Source organism: Bauldia sp., from assembly GCF_020442045.1.
Lineage (GTDB): Bacteria > Pseudomonadota > Alphaproteobacteria > Rhizobiales > Kaistiaceae > Bauldia.
The window spans coordinates 1-11,223 of record NZ_JAGRLA010000037.1 but is presented as its reverse complement, the minus strand read 5'-3'; the positions used below and the strand labels follow the sequence as shown (position 1 = coordinate 11,223).

Annotated in this window: 11 protein-coding genes and 1 pseudogene; 4 read left to right on the top strand and 8 right to left on the bottom strand. The window is 67.5% G+C overall.

Annotation, left to right across the window (positions count from 1 at the left end; genetic code table 11):
• From KDJ86_RS04515 to KDJ86_RS04490, 6 genes are all read right to left on the bottom strand, one after another.
• The coding region (locus KDJ86_RS04515; protein WP_291743476.1) for a glycogen/starch synthase at positions 1 to 371 on the bottom strand (371 nt) is incomplete at its 3' end.
• Between the two features lies 1 nt (position 372).
• Positions 373 to 1,638 (bottom strand): glucose-1-phosphate adenylyltransferase, encoded by a 1,266-nt coding sequence (gene glgC / locus KDJ86_RS04510; RefSeq protein WP_291743473.1) that lies wholly within the window; start codon positions 1,636 to 1,638, stop codon positions 373 to 375.
• 84 nt (positions 1,639 to 1,722) lie between these two features.
• Positions 1,723 to 2,211: a DUF2938 family protein gene (locus KDJ86_RS04505; protein WP_291743471.1), complete on the bottom strand. Its 489-nt coding sequence runs from the start codon at positions 2,209 to 2,211 to the stop codon at positions 1,723 to 1,725.
• 1 nt (position 2,212) lies between these two features.
• Entirely contained in the window at positions 2,213 to 2,752 is a 540-nt protein-coding gene (locus tag KDJ86_RS04500; protein ID WP_291743467.1) for a carboxymuconolactone decarboxylase family protein, read from the bottom strand.
• A gap of 13 nt (positions 2,753 to 2,765) precedes the next feature.
• Positions 2,766 to 4,484 (bottom strand): thiamine pyrophosphate-binding protein, encoded by a 1,719-nt coding sequence (locus KDJ86_RS04495; RefSeq protein WP_291743465.1) that lies wholly within the window; start codon positions 4,482 to 4,484, stop codon positions 2,766 to 2,768.
• Between the two features lie 30 nt (positions 4,485 to 4,514).
• The gene (locus KDJ86_RS04490) at positions 4,515 to 6,095 is read right to left on the bottom strand and encodes an FMN-binding glutamate synthase family protein (RefSeq protein ID WP_291743463.1); all 1,581 of its coding nucleotides are present in this window, start codon (positions 6,093 to 6,095) and stop codon (positions 4,515 to 4,517) included.
• A 100-nt stretch (positions 6,096 to 6,195) separates the two neighbouring features.
• On the opposite strand from KDJ86_RS04490, the gene KDJ86_RS04485 reads away from it, so the two are divergent.
• Both KDJ86_RS04485 and KDJ86_RS04480 read left to right on the top strand, forming a co-directional pair.
• Positions 6,196 to 6,879, top strand: a complete 684-nt coding sequence (locus tag KDJ86_RS04485; protein ID WP_291743461.1) for a DUF938 domain-containing protein — start codon at positions 6,196 to 6,198, stop codon at positions 6,877 to 6,879.
• Between the two features lie 68 nt (positions 6,880 to 6,947).
• On the top strand, positions 6,948 to 8,165 hold the full coding sequence (locus KDJ86_RS04480; RefSeq protein ID WP_291743458.1) for a tetratricopeptide repeat protein: 1,218 nt from the start codon (positions 6,948 to 6,950) through the stop codon (positions 8,163 to 8,165).
• Positions 8,166 to 8,174: 9 nt separating this feature from the next.
• Here KDJ86_RS04480 and KDJ86_RS04475 read toward each other — a convergent pair whose 3' ends face one another.
• Entirely contained in the window at positions 8,175 to 8,930 is a 756-nt protein-coding gene (locus KDJ86_RS04475; protein WP_291743456.1) for a hypothetical protein, read from the bottom strand.
• A 219-nt stretch (positions 8,931 to 9,149) separates the two neighbouring features.
• Here KDJ86_RS04475 and KDJ86_RS04470 point away from each other — a divergent pair, with 219 nt between their 5' ends.
• Both KDJ86_RS04470 and KDJ86_RS04465 read left to right on the top strand, forming a co-directional pair.
• Positions 9,150 to 9,950, top strand: coding sequence for a DUF1194 domain-containing protein (locus KDJ86_RS04470; RefSeq protein WP_291743453.1), 801 nt, complete (start codon positions 9,150 to 9,152; stop codon positions 9,948 to 9,950).
• A complete protein-coding gene (locus KDJ86_RS04465; protein ID WP_291743451.1) occupies positions 9,935 to 10,759 on the top strand; it encodes a DUF1194 domain-containing protein in 825 nt (274 codons plus the stop codon). Before KDJ86_RS04470 ends, KDJ86_RS04465 begins: the two co-directional genes overlap by 16 nt.
• Here the strand turns inward: KDJ86_RS04465 and KDJ86_RS04460 are convergent.
• Positions 10,746 to 11,223 (bottom strand): annotated as a pseudogene (locus tag KDJ86_RS04460) (hypothetical protein); the annotation flags it as partial. The gene KDJ86_RS04465 and the pseudogene KDJ86_RS04460 sit on opposite strands and share 14 nt — an antisense overlap.

Sequence of the window (11,223 nt, the reverse complement as noted above, 5' to 3'; positions counted from 1 at the left end):
TTGCCGATATCGGCCGCGGCCCGGGCGAATGCCGCGAAGCGCCTCCAGTTGTCCGGCCAGTCGACGCCGTTCGCGTCGACATAGGGATTGCCCGGCCGGTCGAAGAAGCCCGGCGCGTCGAGGACGACCAGATGGAGGCCGTCGAAGCTGCCGGCAAGGATGCGGGCGCTGGTGCCGAAGAGGTTTCGGTAGCGCCGGATCACCGTCGGCTCGCCGAGCGCGGCCATCACCTCGGGGTAGCCGGGCAGCATCACCCGCATGTCGATGTCATATTCGGCGAGCGCCGCCGGCAGTGCGCCGACGACGTCGGCGAGTCCGCCGGTCTTGATCAGCGGAAAGGCCTCCGAGGCGACCGACAGGACCGTCGTCATGCTATCTGGCGAGCTCGTCGATCATCTTCTGGGTGATCAGGCAGACGCCTTCGTCCGTCCGCCGGAAGCGTTCGGCGTCGCTCTTCGGGTCCTCGCCGACGACAAGGCCCTCCGGGATCCGCACGCCGCGATCGACGACGGCTTTCTTCAGCCGCGCCGATCGCCCGATATTGACGTAAGGCAGGATCACGGCCTCCTCGACCTTCGCGTAGGAGTTGACCCGGACGCCGGTCGACAGCAGCGACCGGTTGACTGCGGAGCCGGAGACGATGCAATCGCCGGCGACCAGCGAATCGACGGCCATGCCGCGCCGCCCTTCGTCGTTGTAGACGAACTTCGCCGGGGCCGTGAGCTCGGCATAGGTCCAGATCGGCCAGGAGCGATCATAGAGGTCGAGGGCCGGAACGACGTCGGTCAGGTCGACATTCGCCTGCCAGTAGGCGTCGAGGGTGCCGACGTCGCGCCAATAGGCCTCGGTCTCATGGTCCGAGCGCACGCAGGAGGCGGTGAAGCGGTGGGCGAAGGCGCGACCGTTGGCGACGATATGGGGGATCAGGTCCTTGCCGAAATCGTGGCTCGACCCGGGGTCGTCGACGTCGCGGCGGAGCTGGTCGAAGAGGAAGCCCGTCTCGAAGACGTAGATCCCCATCGAGGCGAGCGCCATGTCGGGCTTGTCCGGCATGCCGGGCGGATCGGCGGGCTTCTCCAGGAAGGAGATGATCCGGTCGCTCTCGTCGACATGCATGACGCCGAAGCCGGTGGCGTCCATCCTGGGCACCTCGAGACAGCCAATCGTCACGTCGGCGCCGGTCTCGACATGCTGCTGGAGCATCAGCTCGTAGTCCATCTTGTAGATGTGGTCGCCGGCGAGGACGATGAGGTATTGCGGCCGATAGCTCGCGATGATGTCGATGTTCTGGTAGACGGCGTCGGCGGTACCGGCATACCACTGGCTTTCCGAGACCATCTGGCTGGCCGGCAGCACGTCGAAGGATTCGTTCCGTTCCGGCCTCAGGAAGTTCCAGCCGCGCTGGAGGTGGCGGATGAGGCTGTGCGCCTTGTATTGCGTGGCGACGGCGATCCGGCGGATGCCGGAATTCAGCGCATTCGACAGCGCGAAATCGATAATCCGTGTCTTGCCGCCAAAGAAGACCGCCGGCTTGGCGCGCTTGTCGGTCAGCTCGAGCAGCCGGCTGCCGCGGCCGCCGGCAAGAACATAGGCCATCGCGTCCCTGGCAAGCGGGGCGACATTGTGTTTTTCCGCCATCGATTCCTCCCGTTCCCTCCCGACACGATACGCGAGGAAGCAGGGCGCCGTCGATGGCCGTCGGCAAAGTGTTTCGGGTTGTCCTTATCCGCCGAACAACGAACGGGATATGACGACCCCGAGGAAGAGACCGAAGCCGAAGGAAAGGTGGCTGGCGAAATCATGGGCCATCGCCGCCGGCGGTTTCGGCGTCTTCGCCGCCATCACGCCGGCGCCGAGGATCGGTTCCATGACGAACCAGGTCACCGAGACGGACAGCGCGCCGAAGACCATGGCGGGGATGAAGCCGGGTTCGATGCCGAGGATGAACCACATCAGGAGGAGGTAGACGACCGCGTAGCCGATGCCGACGACGTAGTGGACGATCCAGCCGAGCGCGAGCTCGCCGTCGACGGGCGGCGTCTTGCCGATATTCTCGTGGACCACCTGCCCCTTCGGCAGGTAGGCCGCCCAGCGGCCGATCATGCCCCAGTCGGTGATCGGCATGCCGGTCGCCAGCCGGTAGATCTGTTGTCCGATATCGAGGCAGGCGGTCGCCACGATCCCGACGACGAGGATTTCGAGGATAGCCATCTCAATGTCCTCCACTGGTCGGCAGCGGAACGTCGAAGCAGCCGTTGACCATGCCGATCATCGTATAGAAGCCGCAGAGCGTAACGATCTCGATGAGGCCCTTGACCCCGAATTTGGCGATCACCTCGTTCTGCAGCGCCTCGGGAATCGAGCGGCAGGCAAAGGCATAGCCGGTGGTCTCGGCGACCAGATCATAGGGGGCGGCGAAGGTCGCGGCGCCCGATCGAATCGCGTCGATCACCGCCTCGGGCAGTCCCGCCTTCCTCGCCGCCGCGACGTGATCCTCCCAGATGAAGGTGACGCCGGAACGCCTGGCGAATGTCAGCACGATGAACTGGTAGACGTCGCGCGGCAGCTCGGCCTCGAACTTGTAGTAATAGCCGAGCTCCTCGATGTCCCTGGCCAGCTCGGGATGGTGGAGCAGCGGCAGGTAGGGCCCGAGGTGGTCGACGCCCCGGGCGGCAAGCCGCGCCTTGATGTGCTCGTAGATGCGGCGTCCTTCGCCGGTCAGCGTCGCGGTGGGATCGGGCAGGGCGGCCATGCCGGCATCTCCGTCATTCGTGATAGGACCAGGCGGCTTTCGCTTCCGCATAGGGTTCGACCGGCGTGCCCGCGGCGCGGTCGGTCTTGACGTCGATGACGACCGTCCTGTTCGACGCGAGCGCCTTTTCCAGAGCCGGCACGAGCTCCCCGGCCTCGCGGACCGTCGCGCCCTCGGCGCCGAGCGAGCGGGCGAAGCCGGCCCAGTCGTGGTCGACGGTCTCGGTGAGCTCCATCGGCACGGCCCCGAGCTTGCGCATCCTCAGCCATACGTTGCCGAGCGCCTGGTTGTTGCTGACCACATAGATCACCGGCAGGCCGAAACGCGCGGCGCTCTGCACCTCGATGCCGTGCATCTGCATGCAGCCGTCGCCGGTGAAGACGACGACGGGCGAATCCGGCCGCGCCGCCTTGGCGCCGATGCCCGCCCCGATGCCCCAGCCCATCGGCCCGAGAGCCGAGGCGGTGATGAACTGGCGCGGGCCGTAGCTGTCCCAGTAATGCACGGCGAAGGCCCGGTGGGCGCCGCTGTCGACGATCGCGATGGTATCGCGCGGCATCGTCTTGCGGGTGTCGGCCAGCATCCGCGCGGGATGGATCGGCTGCTGGTCGCTGGTGGTGTTGGCGATGTCGTAATAACGCTCCTCCTGGCGCACCGCCTCGAGCCAGGCCCTGCGCGCCGCTATCCCGTCGGCAAGCGGCCTGGCGTCGGTCTCGTCGGCGGCGAGGAGCCATCGCGCGAAGGCGCCGCCATGGCCGCGGACGAAATGCTCGTTCGGCCTGTGGCAGTCGACATGGACCGCGGAGATATTCACCGACAGAATCCCGAGCTTCGGCCTCATCCGGTCGGACCAGTACATCGAGTCGCGAACATTCAGCGTCGCGCCGAGGACGATCAGGAGGTCGAGCTCCTGGTTGAGGATGGCGTCGGTCGCATGCCGGGTGCCGGCATAGCCGAAGACGCCGAGCGACAGCGGATGGTCCTCGGGGAAGATGCCCTTGGCATGCTCGGTGGTCGCGACCGGAATGGCGAAACGCTCCGCCGCCTTGATCAGGTCTCTGGAGGTGTCGTCGGATATGGCGCCACCGCCGACGAGGATCGCCACCCGCGGCGCGGCGCCGGCATCCCGCAGCAGCGTCCACATACGCGCCGCGGCGCGTGAATCGAGCGGTTCCGAATCAAGGAGGTCGGCGGCCAGCGGTACCGGCGCGACGTCGACCTCGCCGGTCTGGACATCCCTCGGGATGCTGAGATGGACCGGGATGCGGACGCCGTCGAGCATCCGCTTGACCGCGCCGCGCATCTTCTGCGGCAGCAGCCGGATGTCCGGGATGCTGTAGGATTCGCCGGTTACCGGGGCGAGGATCAGGCTGTCGTCATAGGTGCCGGCGCTGGCGTCCTGGAAGAGGCCGAGCCCTTCCATGTAATTGGCCACCTCGCCGGTGATCAGCAGGACCGGCGACTCGTCGGTCAGCGCCGCCGAGAGCGCGGTCACCGTATTGGTCACGCCCGGTCCGCCGATGCACAGGCAGGCGCCGAACCTGCCGCTCGCCCGCGCATAGCCGTCCGCCATATAGGCGGCGCCGCCTTCCTGCGCCGCGACGACCGGGGTCAGCTCGGGGACCCGGCCGATGGCCGGCATGAACGGGTCGACGAGACCGCCCGGCACCAGAAAGAGGTGGCCGATGTCATCGGCGACCAGCGAGCGAAGGATGAAGTCCGTGCCTTGCATATGCGGTACCCCGGAGTGTCGTCGCGGTGATCAGAAGGCTTCCGCGCGCGCCTTGTCCCAGTCCTTCCGGTAGTCGGGATGGATTTCGCCGCCCTTGATCAGGTGGCTCGGCTCGAGATAGTCGTAGATCTGGTCGTAGGGCTTGTTCAGCTCGTTGGCGACCCGGCGATAGACGTCGCCGGGCGTCAGCTCGTCGGGATCGGAAAAGCCCATTGCCCCGACGATGTCGAGGAAGCTCTCCACCGTCCGGTTGTGGTAGTTGGCGACGTTGACCTTGCGGAGGTCGATGTCGACCGCGCGCCAGCGCTTCGGATCCTGTGTCGCGACGCCCGAGGGGCAGGTATTGGTGTTGCAGCGGACCGCCTGGATGCAGCCGATGGCGAACAGCATCGTCCGGGCCGCGTTGCACATATCCGCGCCGAGCGCGACCTTCTCGACCATGTCGAAGCCGGAGATGACCTTGCCGCTGGCGATGATCTTCATCTTGTCGCGGAGGCCGGTGCCGACGAGGCAGTTCTGGACGAAGACCAGCGCCTCGTTGATCGTCATGCCGAGCCGGTCGGAGAATTCGACGGGCGCCGCGCCGGTGCCGCCCTCGGCGCCGTCGACGGTGATGAAGTCCGGGGTGATGCCGGTCTTCACCATCGCCTTGCAGATGCCCATGAATTCCGAATGCTTGCCGACGCAGAGCTTGAAGCCGACCGGCTTGCCGCCGCAGAGCTCGCGAAGCTGAACGACGAAGTGCAACAGGCCCTCCGGCGTCGAGAAGGCGGTGTGGGCGGGCGGCGAGATGACATCCTTATGCGGCTCGACACCCCGGATCCTGGCGATCTCCTCGTCGACCTTGGCCGCCGGCAGGACGCCGCCATGGGACGGCTTGGCGCCTTGCGACAGCTTGATCTCGATCATCTTGACGACGTCGAGATTGGCCTTCTCCCTGAATTGCTCGGGATCGAAGTTGCCGTCCTTGGTCCGGCAGCCGAAATAGCCGGTGCCGATCTGCCAGATGATGTCGCCGCCGCCGGCGAGGTGGTAGGGGCTGAGGCCGCCCTCGCCGGTATTGTGGGCGAAGTTGCCGATCTTGGCCCCCGCATTCAGCGCATGGACCGCGTTCGGGCTCAGCGCCCCGAAGCTCATCGCCGAGATGTTCAGCCGCGAGGCGTTATAGGGCTTGCTGCACTCGGAGCCGCCGACGGTGACGCGGCTGTCCTGTTCGGAAACCGTCTTCGGCGAAAGCGAATGGTTGGCGCTGTTATAGCCGATGTCGTTGATGTCATATTGGGTGCCGAAGGGCTGGTAGCCCGGCATGTTCTGCGCGCGCTTCTCGACGAGGTGCCGTTCCTCGCGGTTATAGGGGCGGCCGCTCTGGTTGGTCTCGATGAAATACTGGCGGATTTCGGGGCTGATGAATTCGAGGCCATAGCGGATGTGCCCGATCACCGGATAGTTGCGCAGGACGTTCCGGCCCGAGATGAACAGGTCGTAGATTCCGACCGCGATGTAAGGAACCAGCAGGACGAGGAACCACAGCGCATAGGGCCAGAAGAAGGCCGCGATGACGATGGCAAGGAGGCCGATGCCAGAAATCGCGAAATACGCTTGCCGTGCCATGCCGGTGCCTCCCCGCCGATTTGCCAGCGTGCAGGATAACATCCGAGGATGTCGGGGAAACCTTCGATTGCAGTCGTTCTGAAAGTCGTCCTAACGCACCATGAAACAACCGGAATTCATCATCGATGCCAGCGAGAGCGGGACCCGTCGCGGTTCCGGCGGCCTGCCCGACTCGCCGTCGTTCCGCAGGAACCATCGTCCGATTCTCGAGGCGATTTCGCCTCGTCTCGCCGGGCGCGATGGCGACGTGGCCGAGATCGGCAGCGGCTACGGCCAGCATGCGGTCGCCTTCGCCGGGGCCTTGCCGCGGCTGACATGGTGGCCGAGCGATCCGAGCAGCGCCCATGTGGCGATGGCCGCCGCGCGCCGCGAAGCGGCGTCGCTCGCCAACCTCATGCCGCCATTCCTGCTCGACGTGCGGGACGATGACTGGCGATTCGGCGAGGCGGGGCGACCGCCCGCCGACGGCCTTGCCGCGATGCTCTGCGTCAACGTCCTCCACATCGCGCCATGGCCTGTCACCGGCGCGCTGATGCGGGGCGCGGGACGCCACCTCGGCGACGGCGATTGCCTGTTCGTCTACGGCCCGTTCAAGCGCGGCGGGATTCATACCGCCGGGAGCAACGAATCCTTCGACCGGTCCCTGCGCGACCGGAATCCCGAATGGGGCGTGCGCGACGTGGGCGACGTCGCGGCGGAGGCGACGGCGGCCGGGCTCGCGTTGGCCGACACGGTGGCGATGCCGGCCAACAATCTCGTGCTCGTATTCCGAAGGCTCCCCTGACCCGCCGCCCGGACGCCGCCATGGTTCCATGCCAGGCGAGTCCGGACAGCGGCCAAACGGAGGATTGGATGCAGACAAGACTGACTGTTGTATTGCTGGCCTTGGCGCCCCTCGCGACGCCGTCGGTCGAGGCGGAAGAAGCGCCGCCGACCGTCACGGCATGCGACCGCCTCGCCGCCGGACCCGCCGACCGCGACAAGATCGCGGAGGGCGTGGCGCAGTCGGCGATGGACGTTCAGGCCGCGATCCTCGCCTGCGTCGGCGCGGTGATCGCCGATCCCGGCAATCCGCGTCTCCAGTTCCAGCTTGGACGCGCCTACGACGCCGCGGGAGAGGAGGCGAAGGCGCTCGACTGGTACCGCAAGGCGGCAGCCCAGGACTATCCCGCCGCCTTCACCAATATCGGCTACCAGTATGAATACGGCTATGGCGTCGATCTCGACCTCGCGGAGGCCGCGAACTGGTATCGCCAGGCCGCCGACCGCGGCGATCCTACCGGCACCGCCAACCTCGGCAGCCTCTACGAATACGGCAAGGGCGTGCCGGTCGACCTCGAGCAGGCGGCGCGGCTCTACCGCATCGCCGCCGATGCCGGCGACGACCTCGGCCTGCACAATCTCGGCGTCTTCTACATGAACGGCATCGTCGTCGATCGGGACTACTCGGAGGCCCGCCGCCTGTTCGAGGCCGCGGCGGCGCTCGGTCGCGGCGATGCGATGGCCAAGCTCGGCTATATCTACGACGAGGCGCTCGGGGTCGCGGAGGACAATGTCAAGGCGGCAGACTATTACCGCGCCGCCGCCGATCTCGGCGAAGGCGTCGCCATGTATAACCTCGGCCTGCTCTACGAGGCGGGCGAGGGCGTCGCGGCCGACCTGGCGGAGGCGCTGTCCTGGTTCCGCAAGGCGGCCGGGGCCGGTTATCGCGACGCCTATAACGCCGTCGGTCTCTACTATGCGGGCGGCGAGGTCGTCGGGGAGGACGATGCCGAGGCGGCGCGCTGGTATCGTCTCGGCGCGGAAGCCGGCGACCCCTGGGCGATGAAGAATCTCGGGGATGCGCTGACCGGGGGCGCGGGCGTTCCGGTCGACCTCGCGGCGGGCTTCGAATGGACGCGCAGGAGCGCCGAAGCCGGCCTTGCCGAAGGCATGGCCCGGCTCGGCCTGCTCTATTTCGAAGGCATCGGCACGGCCAGGGACGAGGCGCTGGCGCGGAGATGGTTCACCAAGGCGGCCGAGGCCGGCGACGCCGCCGCGATCAGGTGGCTCGCGGACCACCCGGCCTGAAGCCGGCGGCTACTGCTCCAGGGCCCGCCACGGCTTCGGCATGAAGACCCAGCGGTTGTTGACGAAGATCAGCCCGTCGAAGGCGAGGCCGAGGGTTTCGCCCGGCTCGACGAACTTGAACCGTCCGATCGGCACGTCGGCGACGAAGTAGTCCAGCACGTCCTTGTAGCCGCCCGGGAACTCGTCGAGCACCGGGTCGCCCGCCTTGAGATGGCCGGTGGTGGTGAAGGTGGTGAGAAGCTGCTTGTGCTCCGGCTTCGGCTGGATCACCGCGTCGGGCGTGTACATCTGCTCGTAGCTGGCGATCAGCGCGCTTGCCAGAGGCTCGGCATAGACGGCGCGTATGTCGGCGGCCGCCGGCTTCAGCGACGCGGTCAGCGCCCGGAGATCCTCGTTCGGATCGAAGAAGCGCATCAGCAGGTCCCGGCCGGCTTCGGCGACGTCCGGATTGTTGTCCGTCTGGCTCTGGGCCAGCCTGGTGGCCAGGTCGTACATCCGGGTCCCCGGCGCGTTGCGGCACTCGTTGGTGAGCACGTCGATCATGGTGTTCAGCCGGTCGACGTTGACTTCATGGGCCTCGCCGGTCGCGGCGTCGAGGAAGCCGAAGGCCCAGAAGCCGACGGCCAGGGCCGGGACGTCGCTGCCCTCGGCGAGCGCGACGCTGCATGGCGCCAGCGGGTCGAAGGAATTCGCCGCCTGGGCCGCGCCGGCCACGCCGATTGCCGCGCCAAGAACAGCGATCGACAGGAGTTTTGGTTTGAACATGTCGCCTCGTCTCCGGTTTTCGATCCCCTCGATCGACACTCAAGCCTGCCGGCCGGGCCGTGTCAAAGCATATCGCCGGCAGGTTGTGACGGAAACCGGCGCCGGGCGGCGGGCGAGGGGATGCCGGTTCCGATTGACCGGGCGACGACTCGCGCTACCATCGTCCGGGCCGGGAGGAGACAGCCGGGGGGCGTTCAATCGGGCGAACGGATGCGCCTCATGACGAGCAACCCGATCAGGACATCGGCGGCGGCGGTCGCGCTGGTCCTGTCCACGACGGCGGTCTCCGCCGCCGGCTATGTCGATCTCGAACTGGTGCTGGCCGTCGATATCTCGCGGTCGATGGACTATGACGAGCTCAGGCTCCAGCGCCGGGGCTATGTCGAGGCGCTGACCCACCCGGATGTCATCCAGGCGATCGAATCCGGCCCCAATGGCCGTATCGCGGTCACCTATGTCGAATGGGCGGGGACGGGCCACCAGTCGGTGGTCGTGCCCTGGGCGGTGCTGTCGAACCGGGAGGAGGCGCGCGCCTTTGCCCGGCGGGTGGGGGCGGCGCCGATCGGTCGCGAAAGGGGCACCTCTATCTCCCAGGGGCTGGGCTTCGCCGCGAAGCTCTTCGGGGCCAGCGGCGTCACCGGGCTCAGGCGCGCCATCGACATCTCCGGCGACGGACCGAACAATATCGGCCTTCCGGTCGTCGCGATGCGGGATCGCCTCGTCGCCGACGGCATCACCATCAACGGCCTGCCGATCATGCTGAAGTCGGTCGGCGGAATCGGCCCCTTCAACATCCCAGACCTCGACATCTACTACGAGGATTGCGTGATCGGCGGGCCGGGGGCCTTCGTCATCCCGGTCCAGGATCCCAGCCGTTTCGCCATGGCGATCCGCCGCAAGCTGGTTCTGGAGATCGCCGGCGTCGGGCCGCGCGTGATGCCGGTGGCGGCCTATTCACCGGCGCCGCGGGTCGATTGCCTGGTCGGCGAGAAGGCCCGCAGCCGATGGTTGAGGAATTGAGCATGGCGCGCGGCCTGCCGCCCATCGCCGCCATGGCGGCCGTGCTCCTGGCGGTGGTGGTGGCGACGCCGGCGCGGGCGGTCGTCGATGTCGATCTCGAGCTCATCCTCGCCGTCGACGTGTCGGGATCGATGGACCGCGGCGAGGCCGACCTGCAGCGCCAGGGCTATGTCGCCGCCTTCCGGCATCCCGACGTCGTCCGGGCGATCGAGTCGGGCGTGCACGGCCGTATCGCGGTTTCCTATATCGAGTGGGCGGGCACCCAGTATCAGAACGTCGCGGTGCCGTGGTCGATCGTCTCCGGTACCGCTTCGGCCGGCGAATTCGCCGACGCGATCGCAGCTCTGCCCTTCCATCGCGACTTCGGCACGTCGATCTCCACCATCCTGCGGTTCGCGGCAGACCGGTTCCGGGAAAGCGGCGCGCGGGGCCTCAGGCGGACCATCGACATTTCCGGCGACGGGCCGAACAACATGGGCGAGCCGGTGGATCGGAGCCGCGACGCGGTGGTCGGACTGGGGATCGCCATCAACGGTCTGCCGGTGATGATCCGCGACGGCGGCAGCCGGGCACGGATGCGCGATCTCGATATCTATTTCGAGGATTGCGTCGTCGGCGGGCCCGGCGCCTTCATCGTCCCGGTTCACGACCGCGCCGGTTTCGCGGAGGCGATCCGCCGCAAGCTGGTCCTCGAGATCGCGGGGACGCCGCCACGCCTCATGCACGCGGCGGAGACCAGGCCGCTCGCCCGTGTCGACTGCCTGATCGGCGAGAAGACCCGCGGCAACTGGTTCCTCACAGATCCCTGACGGTCTCGGCTTCCTGGCGGGCCGGCGCATGCTGCAGGGCGCGGATGCGTTCGGCGAGCGATCGTCCGGCGAGGGGGCGCGCCGCTTCCGGCGGCTTCGGCCGCGCATCGGGCTGCCGGGCTTCGTCGTCCGGCATGCCGGTGCGTTCGATGCCGTTGCCGGCATGCTCTCCGTTGCTGTTTTCGGCGCGAACCGGAGGAGCCGGGACGGAGGGGCCCGGCGATCCCGATTCCGTGTTCCTGGCCAGCCTGACGACGTTTGACGCCAGCTCGGAGAGGCGCTCGCGCAGACGCTGGTCGGCGGCGCGTTCCTCTTCCCATTCCGCGCCGGCCGTGCGGCGGAGCTCGGCGTTTTCGGCGCGGAGATTCGCGTGGTCTTCCTCGAGCGCCGCGAGCCGTGACGCCAGCTCGCTCTTCTCGGCTTCGAGGGTCGTCATCGCCTTGCTGATGTTGTCGCCGCCGGCC